At 47.9% G+C, this 18,572-nt stretch carries 23 protein-coding genes; 7 read left to right on the plus strand and 16 right to left on the minus strand.

What is annotated here, in order from left to right; all coding sequences use genetic code 11:
• Window positions 1-27: 27 nt before the first annotated feature.
• The 4 genes from pdxR to DHU66_RS00530 are packed head-to-tail and all read right to left on the minus strand — an operon-like array spanning window position 28 to window position 2,459.
• Complete coding sequence (gene pdxR / locus DHU66_RS00515) at window positions 28-1,116, minus strand: MocR-like pyridoxine biosynthesis transcription factor PdxR (protein ID WP_108773954.1); 1,089 nt, start codon at window positions 1,114-1,116, stop codon at window positions 28-30.
• Window positions 1,106-1,663, minus strand: a complete 558-nt coding sequence (locus DHU66_RS00520; protein ID WP_108773955.1) for a 3'-5' exonuclease — start codon at window positions 1,661-1,663, stop codon at window positions 1,106-1,108. Before DHU66_RS00520 ends, pdxR begins: the two co-directional genes overlap by 11 nt.
• Window positions 1,660-2,001 carry an ArsR/SmtB family transcription factor gene (locus DHU66_RS00525; RefSeq protein ID WP_245309300.1) on the minus strand — a complete coding sequence of 114 codons (342 nt, stop codon included), beginning with the start codon at window positions 1,999-2,001 and terminating at the stop codon, window positions 1,660-1,662. The genes DHU66_RS00520 and DHU66_RS00525 overlap by 4 nt, the downstream gene beginning before the upstream one ends.
• Entirely contained in the window at window positions 1,998-2,459 is a 462-nt protein-coding gene (locus DHU66_RS00530; protein ID WP_135358276.1) for a hypothetical protein, read from the minus strand. The genes DHU66_RS00525 and DHU66_RS00530 overlap by 4 nt, the downstream gene beginning before the upstream one ends.
• Before the next feature lie 89 nt (window positions 2,460-2,548).
• Between DHU66_RS00530 and tgt the strand changes: the two genes are divergently transcribed.
• Genes tgt through DHU66_RS00545 form a run of 3 tightly spaced genes read left to right on the plus strand, consistent with a single transcriptional unit; the run spans window position 2,549 to window position 5,407 of the window.
• Window positions 2,549-3,679, plus strand: coding sequence for a tRNA guanosine(34) transglycosylase Tgt (tgt, locus tag DHU66_RS00535; RefSeq protein ID WP_108773957.1), 1,131 nt, complete (start codon window positions 2,549-2,551; stop codon window positions 3,677-3,679).
• 17 nt (window positions 3,680-3,696) lie between these two features.
• Window positions 3,697-4,728 (plus strand): tRNA preQ1(34) S-adenosylmethionine ribosyltransferase-isomerase QueA, encoded by a 1,032-nt coding sequence (gene queA / locus DHU66_RS00540; RefSeq protein WP_108774468.1) that lies wholly within the window; start codon window positions 3,697-3,699, stop codon window positions 4,726-4,728.
• Complete coding sequence (locus tag DHU66_RS00545) at window positions 4,721-5,407, plus strand: epoxyqueuosine reductase QueH (protein WP_108773958.1); 687 nt, start codon at window positions 4,721-4,723, stop codon at window positions 5,405-5,407. Before queA ends, DHU66_RS00545 begins: the two co-directional genes overlap by 8 nt.
• 27 nt (window positions 5,408-5,434) lie before the next feature.
• Here DHU66_RS00545 and DHU66_RS00550 read toward each other — a convergent pair whose 3' ends face one another.
• Together DHU66_RS00550 and DHU66_RS00555 are read right to left on the minus strand one after the other, a co-directional pair.
• Complete coding sequence (locus DHU66_RS00550; protein WP_108773959.1) at window positions 5,435-5,749, minus strand: hypothetical protein; 315 nt, start codon at window positions 5,747-5,749, stop codon at window positions 5,435-5,437.
• Entirely contained in the window at window positions 5,742-6,320 is a 579-nt protein-coding gene (locus DHU66_RS00555) for a TetR/AcrR family transcriptional regulator (protein ID WP_167836191.1), read from the minus strand. The genes DHU66_RS00550 and DHU66_RS00555 overlap by 8 nt, the downstream gene beginning before the upstream one ends.
• 90 nt (window positions 6,321-6,410) lie before the next feature.
• Here DHU66_RS00555 and DHU66_RS00560 point away from each other — a divergent pair, with 90 nt between their 5' ends.
• On the plus strand, window positions 6,411-7,199 hold the full coding sequence (locus DHU66_RS00560) for a putative RNA methyltransferase (protein ID WP_108773961.1): 789 nt from the start codon (window positions 6,411-6,413) through the stop codon (window positions 7,197-7,199).
• 4 nt (window positions 7,200-7,203) lie between these two features.
• Here DHU66_RS00560 and DHU66_RS00565 read toward each other — a convergent pair whose 3' ends face one another.
• The 6 genes from DHU66_RS00565 to DHU66_RS00590 are packed head-to-tail and all read right to left on the minus strand — an operon-like array spanning window position 7,204 to window position 11,257.
• Window positions 7,204-7,725, minus strand: a complete 522-nt coding sequence (locus tag DHU66_RS00565; RefSeq protein ID WP_135358277.1) for a hypothetical protein — start codon at window positions 7,723-7,725, stop codon at window positions 7,204-7,206.
• Window positions 7,709-8,116, minus strand: coding sequence for a hypothetical protein (locus tag DHU66_RS00570; protein WP_108773963.1), 408 nt, complete (start codon window positions 8,114-8,116; stop codon window positions 7,709-7,711). The genes DHU66_RS00565 and DHU66_RS00570 overlap by 17 nt, the downstream gene beginning before the upstream one ends.
• Before the next feature lie 27 nt (window positions 8,117-8,143).
• Window positions 8,144-9,325 carry an NAD(P)-dependent malic enzyme gene (locus DHU66_RS00575; RefSeq protein WP_108773964.1) on the minus strand — a complete coding sequence of 394 codons (1,182 nt, stop codon included), beginning with the start codon at window positions 9,323-9,325 and terminating at the stop codon, window positions 8,144-8,146.
• On the minus strand, window positions 9,322-9,861 hold the full coding sequence (locus DHU66_RS00580; RefSeq protein ID WP_209451705.1) for a Fe-S-containing hydro-lyase: 540 nt from the start codon (window positions 9,859-9,861) through the stop codon (window positions 9,322-9,324). The genes DHU66_RS00575 and DHU66_RS00580 overlap by 4 nt, the downstream gene beginning before the upstream one ends.
• Window positions 9,861-10,700 carry a fumarate hydratase gene (locus DHU66_RS00585; RefSeq protein WP_108773966.1) on the minus strand — a complete coding sequence of 280 codons (840 nt, stop codon included), beginning with the start codon at window positions 10,698-10,700 and terminating at the stop codon, window positions 9,861-9,863. The genes DHU66_RS00580 and DHU66_RS00585 overlap by 1 nt, the downstream gene beginning before the upstream one ends.
• 50 nt (window positions 10,701-10,750) lie before the next feature.
• Window positions 10,751-11,257 carry a helix-turn-helix domain-containing protein gene (locus DHU66_RS00590; protein WP_108773967.1) on the minus strand — a complete coding sequence of 169 codons (507 nt, stop codon included), beginning with the start codon at window positions 11,255-11,257 and terminating at the stop codon, window positions 10,751-10,753.
• A gap of 159 nt (window positions 11,258-11,416) precedes the next feature.
• Here DHU66_RS00590 and htpG point away from each other — a divergent pair, with 159 nt between their 5' ends.
• Window positions 11,417-13,435 carry a molecular chaperone HtpG gene (gene htpG / locus DHU66_RS00595; protein WP_108773968.1) on the plus strand — a complete coding sequence of 673 codons (2,019 nt, stop codon included), beginning with the start codon at window positions 11,417-11,419 and terminating at the stop codon, window positions 13,433-13,435.
• 149 nt (window positions 13,436-13,584) lie between these two features.
• Here htpG and DHU66_RS00600 read toward each other — a convergent pair whose 3' ends face one another.
• Genes DHU66_RS00600 through DHU66_RS00615 form a run of 4 tightly spaced genes read right to left on the minus strand, consistent with a single transcriptional unit; the run spans window position 13,585 to window position 16,753 of the window.
• The gene (locus DHU66_RS00600; RefSeq protein WP_108773969.1) at window positions 13,585-14,142 is read right to left on the minus strand and encodes a hypothetical protein; all 558 of its coding nucleotides are present in this window, start codon (window positions 14,140-14,142) and stop codon (window positions 13,585-13,587) included.
• 42 nt (window positions 14,143-14,184) lie between these two features.
• Window positions 14,185-15,093: a DMT family transporter gene (locus DHU66_RS00605; protein ID WP_108773970.1), complete on the minus strand. Its 909-nt coding sequence runs from the start codon at window positions 15,091-15,093 to the stop codon at window positions 14,185-14,187.
• Complete coding sequence (locus tag DHU66_RS00610) at window positions 15,090-16,274, minus strand: cation diffusion facilitator family transporter (protein WP_108773971.1); 1,185 nt, start codon at window positions 16,272-16,274, stop codon at window positions 15,090-15,092. The genes DHU66_RS00605 and DHU66_RS00610 overlap by 4 nt, the downstream gene beginning before the upstream one ends.
• Window positions 16,271-16,753, minus strand: a complete 483-nt coding sequence (locus DHU66_RS00615) for a hypothetical protein (RefSeq protein WP_108773972.1) — start codon at window positions 16,751-16,753, stop codon at window positions 16,271-16,273. The genes DHU66_RS00610 and DHU66_RS00615 overlap by 4 nt, the downstream gene beginning before the upstream one ends.
• A 96-nt stretch (window positions 16,754-16,849) precedes the next feature.
• Between DHU66_RS00615 and DHU66_RS00620 the strand changes: the two genes are divergently transcribed.
• Window positions 16,850-17,836, plus strand: a complete 987-nt coding sequence (locus tag DHU66_RS00620; RefSeq protein ID WP_108773973.1) for a helix-turn-helix transcriptional regulator — start codon at window positions 16,850-16,852, stop codon at window positions 17,834-17,836.
• Window positions 17,833-18,564, plus strand: coding sequence for an NAD-dependent protein deacylase (locus DHU66_RS00625; RefSeq protein ID WP_108773974.1), 732 nt, complete (start codon window positions 17,833-17,835; stop codon window positions 18,562-18,564). Before DHU66_RS00620 ends, DHU66_RS00625 begins: the two co-directional genes overlap by 4 nt.
• The last annotated feature ends 8 nt before the right edge of the window (window positions 18,565-18,572 follow it).

Raw genomic sequence — 18,572 nt, forward strand, 5'->3', positions numbered from 1 at the left:
ATTTCTTTCACGGTGTAAACACATTCATTATTTTTGAAAACTTTTCAATTGTTTGTGCATTCTCTGCTGGCGTTTTACTCTGTTCAGATGACGTTCAAAACTGCCATTATTCAGCAGTTCGGCAACGGTAAGCTGGTCAAAGGTAGAGACATTGCAGGACAGATCTGCAATCTCTGCAAGCAGCTGCTCTTTTCTTTCCGCGGGCAGAATCATATATGAAATCCTGAAAGATGGTGCGATGGTACGCGTAAAGCTGTTGAGATAGATCACGCTTCTTTCTGGTTCCAGGGCAAACAGTGTTTTCTGGATGGGAGAAGATGCGCCGAATTCACTGGCATAATCATCTTCGATCAGAATGCCGTGACGCTGACGAGCCCATTGCAGATATTCCTGGCGTTTGCCGGCATCGGCACTGACACCAGTTGGATAGGAAGAAACCGGCGTGACATGCAGGATGCGGGCATGGGTGCGCTGCAGTTCACTGGACTTGATGCCATTGGGGCCCATTTGCAGTCTGTCTATCTGTACGCCTTCATTTTCATAAATACGTCTGATTCTGGCATAGCTGGGATCCTCGATGCCATAGATATCGTTTCTGGAAAGCATCTGAACGATCAGCGAATAGGCAGATTCACTGCCGGCGGCAATGATGATCTGATCAGGTGCTGCATGCATATCACGGCTGCGGGACAGGTAAGCCGCAATGGCCTGGCGCAGTACCAGGCAGCCGCAGCCTTCACTGCGCTCCATGATTTCTTCCTGATATTCACTGAGCACATGGCGCATCGTGGAGGCAAGCTGGGGATACGGAAACAGCTTTGTATAGTCTGCCCGCTTTCTCTCCAGTACAGGTTCTGTGATCGTTCTGGGTGTGGCAAACAGGTCTCCGGATTGATAAACCACTTCATAGCCGCGTCTTTGTCTGGCTGTGATATAGCCTTCTTCATCCAGCAGCCGCATGGCATGCTCGATCGTAATCAAAGAGACACCATACTGGCTGGCACAGGTTCTTTTGGATGGCAGAAAACGATGCAATGGATAGGCACCATTGATGATCTTGTCTCGCAGATCCTGGTAAACTGCCAGATACGATGCATCTTTTTTCTTAGAGTTCATAGATTCTTGTATGGCAGACCCTGAGCAGTTCTTCAATGTCAAAGATACCGGTCATATTCATGACTGAGGCGACAATCATCAGGCAGCCGTAGCTGTCAGATAATGCATTGTGGTGATTGAGTTCGATATGAAGATAGTCACACATGTCGCCAAGGCCATGATGCGGCAGCTGTGGAAAGACATGGCGGCTGAGTTCAACCGTATCAAAATAAGAAAGCACGGGAATGGGTTTGCCGGTATTGAGACATGTGTCCTTGAGGCATTTCATATCGAAGCGGGCATTGTGGGCAGTGACCAGTGCACCATCGAGCTGCTTCATCAGATCCGGATAAATCACATCAAACGTCGGGGCATCTTTGACATCCTGGGGATGAATGCCATGGATTCTGACATTCCATTTTGAAAAGTAAGAGACATTGCTTTCCGGATGAATCAATGTATAGTAGCTTTCTTCGCAGGCACCATCTTCCATGGTGGAGATGCCAACCGAACATACCGATGCACTTGCCTGGTTGGCTGTTTCAAAGTCAATTGCAGCGATCTTCATTCGCGGATATGATCCAGTGCCATCTTGTAAATATTCTGGATGTGTTCATCTGCCATGCGGTAATACACATTCTTGCCGGCTTTGCGGGAAGTAACAAGTTTTGTCTTCTTGAGGGATCCAAGCTGATGGGACACAGCACTCTGGCTCATTTCCAGAAGTGCTGAAAGATCGGAAACACACAGTTCCTTTGTAAACAGGACACTCATGATCTTCAAACGCGTACTGTCTGAAAACATCTCAAAGATCATGGACAGTTCATCATATTCTTTCTCTTTCAGCATCTGCTTCCGGCAGGCTTCCATTGCCTCGGGATCCACTGCTGCCATCTCTTTCTTCATGCTTTTCTCCTTCCTGATGACCGCTTCATCTCCTTGCCCGGTGCATACAGATTCATCATGTTGCGGATCCGCATCCGGGAATACATTTCAACACTCTCACTGCTGCCATCAACCAGTTCCACAATCACCTGATCACAGGAGCGGTGATACTCATAGTGCCAGGAGACGATTTCATCATAGTAAATCATCGTGCATTCACTGCGGTCGCTGCGGTTGTACATCAGCATATACTGACTGCCGAATTGCACAAGAATCCGATCCGGCATGACGGTCAGTGCAAATACGGTCAGAATGACCATCGGCAGCGCAATGCCAAACATGTATGGCTTCCATATCAGCAATGCAATGCCAATGACAAGACAGATAAACAGCAGCCACCATGGCTTGACCCGGATTGATGCCGCATTGCGGCGTACTTCATCTGGAACGTTTCTGATTTTAATATACTGCGACTTCATACTTCCCTGATTATACACCGTGCTGTGCACTCCCATGCACTGATTTTTCTGATGTATCTGCTATACTAGACAGGCAGAAATGAGGAATTATGAGACCAGTTGAATTTGAGATTACACATATATGCCGGCAGTCAGGGGCCCGCACCGGTATTCTTCATACACCGCATGGGGATGTGGAAACACCGATGTTCATGCCGGTAGGCACGCAGGCAACGGTAAAATTCATCTCTCCGGAAGAATTGTATGATATGGGAGCCGGTGTTGTGCTGGCCAATACGTATCATCTGTGGCTGCAGCCAGGCGAGGATATCCTTGTAAAAGCAGGCGGTGTGCAGAAGTTCATGAACTATCATGGCCCGATGTTAACAGACTCCGGCGGCTTTCAGGTATTCTCTCTTGCAAAGCTGCGCAAAATTGAGGAGGAAGGCGTCTCCTTCCGCAATCCCCGCAATGGCGACAAGCTGTTTCTGTCGCCAGAGAAGTCTATTCATATCCAGAACTGCATCGGAGCGGATATCATGATGTCTTTTGATGAGTGCATCCCCTATCCTGCCACGTATGACTATGCAAAGAAATCAATGGAGCGGACTCTGCGCTGGGCCAAGCGCGGCAAGGATGCCAACCAGCGTCCTGATGAGCAGGCTTTGTTTGGCATTGTGCAGGGCGGTGACTATGAAGATCTGCGAGACTATTGTGCCGAAAAGCTTGTGGAGATGGACTTTGACGGCTATGCCATCGGCGGCACTTCCGTTGGTGAAGATAAGCCGACAATGTACCGGATGGTGAAATGGTCCCAGGAGAAGCTTCCCTTTGACAAGCCGCGCTATCTGATGGGGGTTGGTGCCGTCAATGATCTGCTGGAAGCTGTTTCCCTGAACATTGATATGTGTGACTGTGTGCTGCCGACCCGTATTGCCCGCCATGGCACTTTGATGACAAGTGAGGGCCGCATCAATATCAGCCGGCCGCAGTACCGTGATGATTTTGGACCGCTGGACCCCCAGTGTGACTGCTATACATGCCGGAATTATTCCCGTGCATATCTGCATCATCTGACCCGGGCGAAGGAAGGCTTCGGCACCCGCCTGCTGTCGATCCATAACACGCGCTTCCTGCTGAAACTGATGGAAGAGGTACGCCAGGCGATCAAAGAAGACCGCTATGATGATTTCAAGCGGCAGACACTGGCCAGTATGAAGTTTGATGAAAGAGGGTTTTAACAATGGATATCAACAATCTGAAAACAAGTGATTTTGATTATGATCTGCCTAAGGAGCTGATTGCCCAGACACCGTTAAAGGATCGCACAGGCAGCCGCATGATGGTTGTGCATATGAACAGCGGTGAACTGGAAGACAAGCATTTCTATGATATCGTGTCATATTTCCATAAGGGAGATGTGCTGGTGCGCAATAACACGCGTGTCATTCCTGCCCGTCTGTATGGTACTAAGGAAGGCACGGGTGCCCATGTGGAACTGCTGCTGTTAAGGCAGATGGAAGATGATGTGTGGGAGTGTCTGGTTGGCAATGCCCATGTCATCAAGCTTGGTACGGTTGTTTCCTTCCATGATGGCAGACTGAAGGCAAAGTGTGTGGAAGTGGAAGACAAGGGCCTGCGCAAGTTCAAGATGATCTATGATGGCATCTTCAATGAGATTCTGGATCAGCTTGGTGAGGTTCCCCTGCCGCCGTATATTCATGAAAAGCTGAATGATCCGGAGCGTTATCAGACGGTATATTCCAAAGTGGAAGGCAGTGCGGCTGCCCCGACTGCAGGCCTGCACTTCACGCCGGAAATCTTTGCAAAGCTGCGTGAGAAAGGTGTCACAGTCGTAGATGTGACGCTCCATGTGGGTCTTGGTACATTCCGCCCAATGGATACAGAGAATGTCAAGGAACATCAGATGCATGCCGAGGTATGCTATATGTCCAAAGAAGCAGCGGACATCCTGAATCAGGCCAAGGCTGAGGGCAGAAGAATCATTGCCATTGGCACAACTTCTGTCCGTACGCTGGAATCTGTCTGGAACAAGTATGGCAGTTTCCATGAGTGCACGATGGAGACGCGTCTGTTTATCTATCCGGGCTATCAGTACCATACAATCGATGGCATGTTAACAAACTTTCATCTTCCCAAGAGCACATTGATCATGATGATCTGTGCACTGGCTGGCTATGATCTTGTCATGAAGGCTTACAAGCATGCCGTAGATGAGAAGTACCGCTTCTTCTCGTTTGGAGACTGCATGTTCTTAACCCATGAATGAGTCTGAAAAGGAAGAATATCGTACCTATCTGGCCAGCCGGAAATCATCTCAGCGCACCAACTGGTATCTGAAATCACTGGATGAATTGAAGCAGGTAAAGGCATCCGGCACAAAGCCAAAGCTGCTGATGCATGCCTGCTGCGGGCCGTGTGCAGGATGGCCGCTGGAATTTCTGCATGATTATTTTGACATCACGATTCTCTACAACAATTCCAACATCTACCCTGCCAGTGAATATCAGCGGCGTGAACAGGAGCTGGAACGGCTGCTGCCATTATTAGGTATGGATGATGTCAAAGTTGTTGTACCGCCGTATGACAATGCCGCGTATACAAGAGAAGTGCTCAGTGCACGGGCGGATGATCCGGAAGGATGGAAGCGGTGTTTTGGCTGCTATCGGGCACGAATGAAAGAGGGCTTTGCGTATGCCCATGCGCATGGCTTTGGCTGGTTTACGACAGTGATGACAATCTCCCGCCAGAAAGACAGCCAGGTATTGAATCAGATTGGTCTTGAACTGGCGAAAGACTATCCGGATATCCACTACTTTGTATCAGATTTCAAGAAAAAAGGCGGACAGGTCCGCCGGGATGAAATTGTTTCAGAGTTTAACCTGTATCACCAGGATTACTGTGGATGCATTTACTCCTATCATGAAAGACACCAGCATGATGAATAATCATGCCAGTGTCTTTTTTTGTATCTGTTATTCTTCTTCGCTGTCTTTCATGGCATCCAGCTTTTCCTGCAGCATATCCACAAGCTTCTTCTTCGAGCGGATCAATTCCATGACATCTTCCACATCGGACATCTGGGCATTGTTTTCCTTTGCCTCATAGTATGCCTGGCCAAGCTTTGTATATGCCTTGGTAATATCGCGCTGGTTCTGACCGATTTCAGACTGCAGCTTCATCTTCTTTGTCTGGAAGTCTGCCACATCCTTTACTTTCTGTACGCCAACGTTGACATACTTTGCGACCATATCTGCGAAATCATTAAACTGCTTGTCAAAATCACTCATTGTTTTCATCCTTTCCGGATCTGTTGATCAGATCCCATACAATCTCTTTGATCTTCTCAGCATCTCTGTCACCCTTGGATACCATGTAGGCAATCCCGCCGGTAATCAGATCTGCATAATAATCTGCGTCACAGATGGCTGTTTTCTTGATACGGTTTCCCTCTTCCAACAGCTTTCTTAACGCCCTGGAACTGGCCTGCTTTGCCTCATGCACACTGCGGCTGCTCAGCGCAGACAGATCCACATCATCCCGCTTACCTTTCAGCTTTGCGTCCATATCCGCAAAAGACTGAATGCAGTTGTCTATGAACTGATCCACCTGCTGCTTCCAGTCGGTGCTGCTCATATCCTTCATCATTGACTGATTGAATGCATCATTGTATTTCTGGCTGATGGCATCAATCACATCATCCTTTGACTTGAAGTAGTAATAGAACAGTCCCTTGGCAACATCAAGTTCCTTCACGATGTTATTCACTGTCGTGTCCATGATGCCGTTCTCCTTGAACAGCTTCTCCGCCGCATCCACGAATTCCTGTTTTCTCTCTTCTGTGTTCTTACTGTCTTTCATGGATACCTCCTGGATGTTATATAGCATATGACTGACTCCCAGTCAATATTCTTTCTGTCAGCGTACTGCTGATTTTGTTACAATAGAGCCATGCAAATATTATGTCCGATCTGTCATCAGCCTTTATCTCATCAGGACCATCAGGCCGCCTGTCCAAACGGCCATTGCTTTGACTATGCCTCCAGCGGTTATCTGAACCTGTTTCTTTCGCAGAAGAAAGCCCATGGCGACAATAAGGAAATGATTCAGGCCAGAAGTGCATTCCTTGCCAGCGGGGCCTATGGCTTTCTGCGGGATGCACTTGTCAAAGAAATCGAAGCATATCATCCGGATACATTTCTGGATCTTGCCTGTGGGGAAGGCTATTACACACAGAAGATTCCTGCAAATCAGAAATATGGCATTGATCTGTCCAAGGATGCTTTGAAGCACGCTGCCAGACATGATTCATCCACACAGTATGTGCTGGCATCCATCTTTGATCTGCCCTTTCCTGATGCATGTGCCAATCTGATTCTGACCTGCTTTGCCCCTTTTGCAAAAGATGAAATCGAAAGACTGCTTGTGCCAGGCGGGCATTTTGTCTTTGTTACACCAGGGCCTGATCATCTGATTGAGATGAAGCAGATTCTCTATGAAAAGCCCTACCGCAATGTCATCAAGCTGCTGGATACCTCCCTGGTACTGACGGATCAAAAGGTCATTACAGACACATTTTGTGTTGCCGCAGATCTGATGCATGCCTTGTTTGCCATGACGCCCTATGCTTATAAAACCGGGATCAAAGGAAAAGAAAAACTGGCACAGGCAGGCTCATTTCCTCTTACCGGCCAGTTTGTCATACGTACCTATCAGAAGCAGCCAGAAAAAAGCCTGTGAAATGTCACAGGCTGTTTTCTTCTGGTTTTTCATTTTCGCATGTGGAAACAACAGCATTGCGCTGCTGCAGAGCATCATGGTTCTGCATCTTTTTCAGGCTCGCTCTGACTTCTTCTTTCAGCAGTTTCAGGACATAATCCGTTGACAGAGAAAGATGGGATGCCAACAGATTGACTGGTTTACGCTGGACATACGCGCGCCACAGAAGAGCCCGGCAGCCAGGATCAGGTATATTCTCCAGTACCGTAATAATGTACTGGATCCTGCCCAATACCTGCTGAATTTCCTGTTCTGTCAGGTCTTTCTGATGCATGATTTCCAACCGCGGATCAGACGATGGCTGGTGATTGTCCTTTCCCATGACCTTGGTAAGATCAACAGAATGTACCCCCTCGGCATTGTGAATCAGCTGCCTGCGGTGCAGCTGCAGCTGCTGCAGTCTGCCAAGATCATTGAAGTAACCATGACATGCTTTTTTAAAATACGCAAATGTATACTGATCTGTGCACTCACTGTCCATCGTCATATACCTTCTTCATCCACTTATCCATTGCATATTGCAGCTGCCTTCTGGAAATGTGCAGACGGCTGGCGAGATCTTCCTGTGTATCCAGTTCAATAAAGTGATGCCACAGAATCTGCCTGGCAGATGTCCCGCACAGATTCTCCACGGCTTCAAAGACCTTCTCGATTCTTGCAATGTCTTCCAGCAGATACTGATACAGTTCCAGCTCTCCATAGCCGGTATCATCAGCGACACCGATCTTGATCAGATCAGGTGAAAACGGCATATTCTTAAAATCCGGATGTTCTTTTTCAATGCGCTGTACTTCCGCTTTTTCATGCAGATACAGCCGTCCGGATATTCGGATTGATGTCAGCCAACTTCGATAGCTGCTGTCCTGTGCTTGTGTCATATATTTCCCCACCCCTGTTATGCGTATTTATGAACGTACAAAGCCAGACCGAACGGCTTCATTGGCAACTGCCTTGGCAACTGCCGGTACAACCCTCTCATCAAACGGCGATGCAATAATGTGATCTGTACTGAGATCCTTCTCATCAATCAATGAGGCAATGGCCATGGATGCTGCAATCTTCATGTCTTCCGTGATTCTGGTCGCATGGGCATCCAGGGCACCGCGGAACAGACCCGGGAAAGCAAGCAGATTGTTCACCTGATTAGGATTGTCGCTTCTGCCTGTACCCACGATCCATGCCCCGGCATCCTTGGCTTCCTGATATGTGATTTCCGGTTCCGGATTGGCCATCGGGAAGACAATATTCTTTTCATGCATGGACGCGACCATTTCTTTGGTCACAAGGCGCGGTGCAGAAACACCAATGAAGATATCCGCATCTTTCAGTCCTTCCGCAAGGCTTTGATAATCACGTCCATCGAGGTTGACATACTGCAGCAGTTCCTGTCGCAGGCCGTCATATTCTTCACGGTGTGAAGGACGCAGGCAGCCGTTGATATCAAAGGCATAGATGTGATGGAAGCCATAATGGTACAGCATCCGGATGATACTGGATCCGGCAGCACCGGTGCCGCTGATGACCACCTTCATGTTCTCCGGTTTTTCATGGCGCAGCTTGAGTGCATTGATCAATGCCGCAAGAACCACAATGGCAGTGCCATGCTGGTCATCATGGAAGACCGGGATATGCATCTGCTCGATCAGTGTGCGCTCAATGGTCACACAGCGCGGTGCCGAGATATCTTCCAGGCAGATGGCACCAAAGCTTGGTTCCAGTGCTTTGACGATGTTGATGATTTCCTGAGGATCCTTGGTGTTCAGACAGATCGGCCAGCCGTCAATGCCGGCAAACCGCTTCATCAGGAGCGCCTTGCCTTCCATAACCGGCAATGCGGCCTGGGCACCGATATCACCTAAGCCAAGTACGGCCGTGCCATCTGAAACAACTGCTACCGTATTGCCGCGGTCGGTATACTTATAGCTGTTTTCAGGGTTTTTCTGGATTTCCAGGCATGGCTGGGCAACACCTGGCGTGTAGGCAATAGAAAGATCATGGGCATCCTGACAGGGAACCTTTGGCTCCACTTTCAGCTTGCCATGATAGCGTGCATGCATTTGCAAAGATTCTTCATAAAGATCGCTCATAACTGGCTTCCTTTCGTATCATAAATATCATTTCCGCTGGCATCGATGCCGACAAAACACGGCAGATCTTTCACAGTCAGCTTTCTGACTGCTTCAGAAAGAAGATCGTCAAAGGCGATGGTTTCACACGATGTGATGCAGTGTGACATCAAAGCACCTGCTCCCCCGACCGCGATGAAATAGATGGCTTTGTTGCGGACAATGGCTTCTTTGACAGCTTCACAACGGCGTCCTTTGCCAATCGTTGCCTTCAGGCCAAGGTCCAGCAGTTTGGGTGTGTAAACATCCATGCGGGAAGAAGTTGTCGGACCGGCTGAGCCAATCAGATGGCGGTCATCACCGGGTGTTGGATCAACGTAGTAAATGACACTGCCATTGAGATCAAATGGCAGCGGCTTACCCTCTTTGATTAACTGGGCCATCCGCTTATGGGCAGCATCTCTGGCTGTATAAATGACGCCTGACAATAATACGCCATCACCGGCATGCAGGCTGGCAATTTCTTCTTCCGTCAGCGGCAGATGAATTTCTTTCATCACAGCACGATCCTTTCATGGCGGCAGGCATGGCAGCAGATATTGACTGCACATGGCAGGCCGGCAATATGGGTTGGATAATACTCTGCCTGTACTTTCAGTACAGTAGTGTGTCCATGCAGGCCCATGGGGCCGATATTAAGTTTGTTAGCTTCACGCAGCAGTTGCTTTTCCAGATCTGCATATTGTGGATCCGGATTGCTTTGCGACAATGGACGCAGCAGTGCTTTCTTGGCAAGATATGCACTGTAGTCAAAGGTGCCGCCGATGCCGATACCGACAACCATCGGCGGGCAGGCATTGGGACCGGCTGCCTTGATCGTATCCAGCACAAACTGCTTGACACCATCCAGTCCTTCGGCAGGTTTCAGCATCTTGAGTGCTGACATATTCTCTGAGCCAAAGCCCTTTGCCATCAGATCAATCTGGAAAGTATCTCCTTCCACAACAGTGGTATAGATGATGGCAGGTGTATTGTCACCGGTATTATGGCGCGCAAACAGCGGGTCATCCACAGCAGAGGCACGCAGATGATTCTTTGTGTATCCTTGTGAAACACCTTTCTGGATGTTTTCAACAAGAGAACCGTCTATGTGGATATCCTGTCCAAGTGTGACATAGGCAGTCACAAGGCCAGTATCCTGACAGATGGGCAGATGTTCTCTGACAGCCACATCCGCATTTTCCAGCAGGATATCCATGACCTGGGCTGAGATGCCGGTTTCCTGACTCCTGGCATCCTTGAGGGACTGATAGACATCCGGCTGATAATAGACGGCCATATGGCCGCATGCATCAGAAATCAATGGAACCAATTGCGCAGCTTCAATTTCTCTCATAGGATTATTTTAGTACAAACAAGCCTTGTTTTCTATCTTGAGCAGCCCATTCATCCTTTCTGACTTTCACCGGATTTCTTAACATTCTGTGCCCACTTCTCCATATTCTTCTGAATCTTCATCTGTCTTTTGCGGTTTTCCACCCATTCCATGTCCTGGCGGATATCTTCCTCTTCACTCAGAAAACGGTATCCATGCAGGCACAGTGTCTTGACGGACGCCTGTACGTATTCAGGCCGGCGCCGGAATGCCATCACCATATTGATCTCATCCGGTGTCAGGAAATATCTGGCATCCTCTTCATGTGTGTGATAGCCAAGCAGTTCATCCGGTGTGATATGAAAGACATCACAGTACTTGATGATGACCGATGCCCCGGGTTCATAATACCCGTTTTCATAGGCAGAAATGCTGCGGTGGTCAAGGCCGATCTTCTCGCCAAGCTCACGCTGTGTCATTCCTGCTTTGATCCGCAGCTTTCTCATATTGAGATTCACCCTGTGCAGGCTTTCTTCCTGCTTTCTGTCATGATTCTGTCTATGATCTTTGCTAGACATTTCTACACCTCCGCAATTGATTATCTGTTCATCTACTTTGCCATTATAAATGGAACAGGCCTGTTTGCATACTGTCAGATACCGTTTGCAATCGTCATATAGGAGTGCTAATATACATTAGCAGTTTAAAAGCAAGAGTGCTAAGCGGAGGTGTTGGTTATGGCAAAAAGACAGTTTAAAGCAGAATCAAAGCGGCTGTTGGAATTGATGATCAATTCCATTTACACCAATAAGGAAATCTTCCTGCGTGAGTTGATTTCCAACGCCAGTGATGCGCTGGATAAGCGCCACTATTTATCATTGACGGATCATGATCATCCGGATGATGCAAAGGATCTCAAGATTACGATTGAGCGCCATCCGGATACCCGTCAGCTGGTCATTGAAGACAATGGCGTCGGTATGACGGATGAGGAACTGGAGAAGAATCTTGGCACGATTGCCAGATCCGGTTCCGCTGAGTTCCGTCAGGCAATGGAGAAAGCAGATGAGGATACCAATATCATCGGCCAGTTTGGTGTTGGTTTCTATTCTGCCTTCATGGTTGCCAAGCATGTGCTGGTAGAGACAAAGAGTGTCCACAGTGATCAGGCTTATTCCTGGAGTTCTTCCGGTGAAGACGGCTATGTGATTTCCAAGATTGAAAAGGATGGACCCGGCACCAGAATTACGCTGGATCTCAAGGATGATACAGATGATGAGAAGTATTCTGATTATCTGCAGGAGTACAAGATCCGTGATCTGGTGAAGAAGTACAGTGACTATGTCCGCTATCCGATCGAGATGGAGTGTGAAAAGAGCATTCCGGATCCAACAGATAAGGACAAGACAATCACAACCACAGAGATGCAGACACTGAACTCGATGGTACCGCTGTGGAAGAAGAACAAGAATGAGATCAAGCCGGAGGAATACAACGAATTCTACAAGGCTAAGTTTGGTGACTGGGAAGATCCGCAAAAAGTCATCCACTATCATGTGGAAGGCAATGTATCTTACACCGCCCTGCTGTTCATTCCTTCCAAGACACCGTACAACTTCTATTACTCCGATTATGAACCAGGCCTGCAGCTGTATTCCAAGGGTGTGTTTATCCTGGATAAGTGCAAGGAACTGGTGCCGGAGTATTACCGGTTTGTCAGAGGTCTTGTCGACAGTGATGATCTGAATCTGAACATCTCAAGAGAGATGCTGCAGCAGGACCGTCAGGTCAAGGCCATTGCCAAGTCAATTGAAACCAAGGTTCACAATGCCCTGGAGGATATGCTCAAGAATGACCGGGCCGGTTATGAAAAGTTCTTTGACAACTTCGGCCTGAATCTGAAGTATGGTGTATACCGCGACTATGGCGTAAACAAAGAAAAACTGCAGGATCTGATTCTGTTCAAGTCCAGCAAGGAAGACAAGTATGTCACTTTGAAGGAATATGCAGACAGAATGCCGAAGGAACAGAAGGCAATCTATTATGCCTGCGGCAGTTCGATTGAAGAGATCAAGCGTTCTCCGATCTTTGCCAAGGTGATTGACAAGGGTTATGAAGTTCTGTACTTCCTGGACGAGCGTGATGAGTTCTTCTCTGGTATCATGCAGTCGTATGCGGATAAGCCGTTCCAGAATATCTCCAAGGGTGATCTGGACCTGGATACAGAGGAAGAGAAGAAAGCCAAGGAGGAGACGGCTGAGAAGAACAAGGATATGCTTACAGCCATCAAGGATGATCTGGATGGCAAGGTCAAGGAAGTGCGTATTTCTTCCCGTCTGAAGGATGATCCGGTGATCATTGTTTCCGATGAAGGTGTTTCCCTGGAGATGGAGAAGTATATGTCCCAGGATCCAATGAACCAGCATATCAAGGCTGAAAAGATTCTGGAGATCAATCCTGATCATCCGATCTTCAAAGTTCTGCAGGATGCCTACAAGAATGATAAGGCACAGTTGAAAGACTATGCCGGTGTGCTGTATGATCAGGCAATGTTAATCCAGGGTCTGCCGGTTGATGATCCGGTTGCTTATACCCGTAAAGTAACTGAGCTGATGCTGAAAGCTGCCGGAAGCAACGCAGGCAAAGAAGATCCTGCCGAACCTGCCAGGACAGAAGAAAACAGCGAAACAGCAGAAACTGAAAAGGCAGAAACCGAAGAAAAGACGGAAAAAGAGGAAACTGCTGACAATCAGTAACACCCTTGAAAAGACGCATCATGACAATGCGTCTTTTTCATATGAAAGAAATTAGTCTATGCTAATCCTATAACCTCTTAAACTGTCAGGCTTTTGCACCCGATAAGGAGATCACTTCAAATCCCCTGCTGCCATATTGTTACAATCATCTATTTTCCCGAAATAATCACTACACCAACCGGCATCATATGCAGATCGGTACCAAGAGAAGAAAGATCCACAAATCCTGCATAGCCTAGCTTCGGCGTAAAGCCAAGCCTCTCATCCTTCACTGGCTGCGAATTCACATAGATACGGTTCCTGCTAAAATAGATGTCACTGCGTTGCTGCGAAAGAAACTGTGGATTGGCATCCTGTTCCTGCGTCACAGACGTCCCAATTCTCAGCACATTTTTCTCCCCAAGCACAACCACTTCACCTGTCTGATCATTGAATGCAATTGCACCATACTGCCCATCAAGACAATAGATCTTCTCAATCTGTCCTTCATTATCAACCAGCAAAAGGTAGCTCAGTGCATCATGGGGATACTGTGAGGTTCCCTGAGCAAGAATCACATTCTCCGCCTGCTGAAAGTCCACGGGATTGATCGCATCATAGCTGATCTCAACATCTGATGTCGTTGTCCTGTTCTGATAGAGCTTTATGCAGAGAATGATAACCAGGAAAGCTGGAGTTGTTGTACCTGTTCTGGTGCAGTTACACAATTTGGTGAAACAAGCTTAACATTTTCAAACATATATCTGGAATCAGGAATCATTCCGGCTGGCAGATGTTTTCGGCAGTGTTTCCTTCTTTTTATCCAATGGCAGCTGAGCAAGAATGACTGCACTGAAGGTCAGCATACAGCCAAAGATTTCCCGGATGGTCAATACCTGGTGCAGCAGCAGAAATCCTCCTATACATGCAAAGACAGATTCCAGCGACATCAGCAGAGAAGCAATGGCTGGCTCGGTGTCTTTCTGCCCGATGATCTGCATGGTATATCCTGCTCCGCTGGACAGGATGCCGGCATACAGGATTGGCACTGCCGCATTGAGCAGATCATGAAGTGATGGTTTTTCAATGAAGAGCATTGGTCCTGCGCACAGCAGTCCTGCTGTAAAAAACTGCAGACAGCTCAGCCAGATGCCATCGGTATGGGATGTAAAGTGGTCAGCGGTAATGATATGCAGGGCAAATCCGCAGGCACATAGCAGCAATAGAATATCTCCTTTTGCCAGGCGGAAAGATCCGTTCATGCACAGGAAGTACAGGCCTCCTACGGCAAGAACAACACTGAACCAGATGCGCTTTTGGATATGTCTGCCTCCGAAAGCAAGAAAGAGCGGTACAAATACAACATAAAGGGCGGTGAGAAAGCCAGCCTTGCCTACCGCTGTGCTCATAATACCTACCTGCTGCAGCATGGAACTGGTGCCAAGCAGCAGACCGCAGGCAATGCCGCCTTTGAGCAGTTCTTTCGTTGAAGAATGAACAGGTGGAACAAGCTTATGGAGAAACGGCATCAGTACCAGTAATGTGAGTCCGCCGATGATGGATCGCACACAGTTGAAGGTCCATGGACCTACATTGTCCATAGCGGCACTCTGGGCAACAAAGGCCATGCCCCAGATGAATGCTGTTAATAGCAGCAGGAAACTTCCTTTGTTTTTCATGATGGCTCTCCTTCGGTAAAGGCATGGTCAAACGTGATGCGCGTTTCCAGGCTGGCAGGATCGCATTTAAGTTCACTGTTGATTCTGTTGGTAATTTCCTGCTGTGATAATGGGCATTCAAACGGAACCAGAAGATCAAAGATCAGGATAATTTTTTCTTCATCATGGTCGATGCGGAAATCATGCATGGTGATACCGGCATTCATTTCTTTGAGCAGATCGAGAATTTCCTGGCGGTAGTGCTGCCGCTGTGGATCTTCAGTATCTACCGGATCTGTGTGCAGAGTCATATCCACATGGAGCTGATCACGGATTTCCTGCTCACATGCATCCGCAAGCTGGTGGGCACCGACAAAGCTCATAGTGCTTTCCAGCTCCACGTGGGCAGATCCGATCTTCTTTCCCGGACCATAGTCATGAATGATCAGATCATGGACGCCAAGAGCTTCCGGATGGGCGAGGATCATCGCTTCAATGCGGCTGGTCAGCTGGGCATCCACCGGTCTGCCAAGAATCCTGTCAACGATCTCTTTTGCCAGCGAGAAGCCGGATTTCAGGATCAGGATGGAAACAAGTGCACCCATGATGCCATCCACAGGAGCATTCTTCCATATGAGTGACAGAAGAATAGAAAGTAGTGTGACACTGGTTGTCAGTACATCGCTTCTGGAATCCTGGGAACTGGCAAGCAGGATTGTATTATCGGTTGCTTTGCCAAGGTATCTGTAGAAAGCTGCCATCCATACTTTGACTAATACCGATGCCAGCAGAATGAAAAACAGCGGAAGTGAAAATGTGATTGTCTCTGGATGAAAGACACTGGCAATACTGCTTTTGAACAGTTCAACAGCAACAAGACAGATCAGAATAGAGGCACCGAAGCTAATCACGTATTCCATGCGGCCATGTCCAAAAGGATGATCTTTGTCAGCAGGTCTTGCGGCCATGTGATAGCCAGCCAGCGAGACAATGCAGGTAATGCAGTCAGAAAGATTGTTCAGGGCATCTGCAGTGATGGCCATGGCATGCATCATCATGCCAATGGTCAGTTTGAGAGCAAACAGGAACAGATTGCATACAATGCCTGCAACGCTGCCAAGCGTGCCATAAGCAAGCCTTACACTCTCTTTCTTTGTGTCATTGGAATCTGGAATCAGTTTTTGCACCAGCCATTTTGTCATAACTGGTATTCTACACCGGTTGTCCTCCTTCTGCCATGTCTCCTTTTTGCAAAAAACAGTTGTTTTGCGGTTCCGGCAGCCACAGGTATGAAAAGCAGGTCAAGAATGGAAGTGCAGGATGGCTCCAGTACTGCCATGGCAATGATTCTCATCACAGCATAGACAGCGCAGAAAACAATCCCTGTTTTCAGGCAGCTGTCTTCATTCCAGAGATATTTCATACAAACGCGGACAGCATCAATGGTCAGCAGGATAAACACCGGTTCTGTGAAGAAGAGTCCGCACAGCAGCAGATAGCCTTCCATGATGATGATCCCCACAATAGATGGCACAATTTCTTCCTTCTTCATTCCTGTAAGAGATACGGCAAGCATAGCGGCAGAGAACAGTAATGCCGGTACGGTCTGGTACTGCGCTGCCATGCCAAAGGCAAACATCAGTCCTGTCATCATCAGCCTGTATTGGTCTTTTTTTGTCATGGTTCATCCCCTCTTTCTTTTGACAGGTATGATGATACAGAAATTTTTTTGAGTTGCTGTACGTGTTCGCGTACAATAAAGCAAACAGGAGAAATTATGCAGCAGAGAGACAGAGAGTATATTGCGTTGCTATTATTGCAGTTCTTACGTGAAGAAAGTGATGCCGGAAGTCCGATTTCCCTGGCCCAGATGCAGTCATATCTGAGTGATCATGGCATCAGTGCTGAGCGGCGGCCTGTTTACCGGACGCTGCATGCTATGGAGAAAGCAGGATATCCGCTTGTGCGCATACATAAGCATAATGCCTATACGTATTATCTGGATCATCGCTTTTCGCTGGGAGAGGCATTTGTTCTGGTAGATGCCATCAGTTCTTCTGCGTCTTTGACAAGTGAAGATAAGAAGACTTTTTATGAAAAGCTCAAGGATCTTCTGTCATTCCGGGAAAGAGGAATGCTGCCGATGGTGAATCATGTCAAAGACAGAACGGAAAACAGCCAGGTTCTGACAACAATCGGCCTGCTGATCAATGCGATTGCCTCCTGCCATCTGGTTTCGTTCCGCTATTATGATCTGACTGCGGGTAAGCAGAAAAAGATGCGGCGAAACGGTGAAGCTTATACCATGATGCCGGTGTGGCTGTATGCCAATGACGGCCGCTACTATACAGTGTTCTGGAGTGATAAATATCAGGATTTTTCTTCTTACCGCATTGATAAGATGGAGAATGCCATCATGCTGGATCAGATTCATGATCCGGTACGCTTTGATCCGCAGGAATGGATGCGCAAAACCTTCCATGCCTATACAGGTGATGCCGACACCGTGACAGCTGTCTTTGACAACAGTATGGCCCAGCAGCTGTTTGACCAGTTCGGGATGGATATCATTATCTCCCATCAGGACAAAGATCACTTTACGGCATCCATCCGGACTGCTGTCACCCCTACCCTGACGGCATGGCTGCTGCAGTTTGGTGATAAAGTACATGTCTTAAAACCGCAGTCATTGATTGATCAGATGATTGACATCGCTGATGGCATTCAGAAAACCTATAATAAGAAGCAGGAGGCAGAGAAATGAGCGATCCTGAAAAGATTGAAGCCCTGCAGAAGATCATTGATGCAGGCAAGAAGATTGTGTTTTTTACCGGAGCCGGTGTTTCAACAGACAGCGGTATTCCTGATTTCCGCTCGCAGGACGGACTGTACCAGATGAAGTATGCCTATCCGCCGGAGGAGATTGTGTCCCACTCCTTCTTTTATCAACATCCTGATGAGTTCTATCGTTTCTATCATGACAAGATGCTTCACCTGGACGCAAAGCCCAATTACACGCATGAATTTATTGCAAAGCTGGAAGAAAAAGGCAAATCGCTTGGCGTCGTCACCCAGAACATTGATGGCCTGCACCAGAAAGCCGGCAGTAAGCATGTCTGGGAGCTGCATGGCTCTACGCTGCGCAACTATTGCACAAAGTGCGGCAAGCGTTTCTCGGCAGAATATGTTGCCCAGAGCAAAGGGATTCCGTATTGCGACAAGTGCGGCGGTATCATCCGGCCGGATGTTGTGCTGTACGAAGAAGGACTGGATGAAGAAGTGGTCCAAGGTGCAGTGGATGCCATTGAGCAGGCTGATGTGATGATTGTGCTTGGCACAAGTCTGGTTGTCTATCCGGCTGCAGGACTGCTGCGGTATTACCGAGGCAATCATCTTGTTCTGATCAACAAGTCTGTTACACCGTACGACCAGCAGGCAGACCTGTTGATTCAGGATACCTTTGCCAATGTCCTGCCAAAGATCAAGATCTGAGAAATGTC

It is taken from the genome of Lactimicrobium massiliense, from assembly GCF_900343155.1.
GTDB lineage: Bacteria > Bacillota_I > Bacilli_A > Erysipelotrichales > Erysipelotrichaceae > Bulleidia > Bulleidia massiliensis.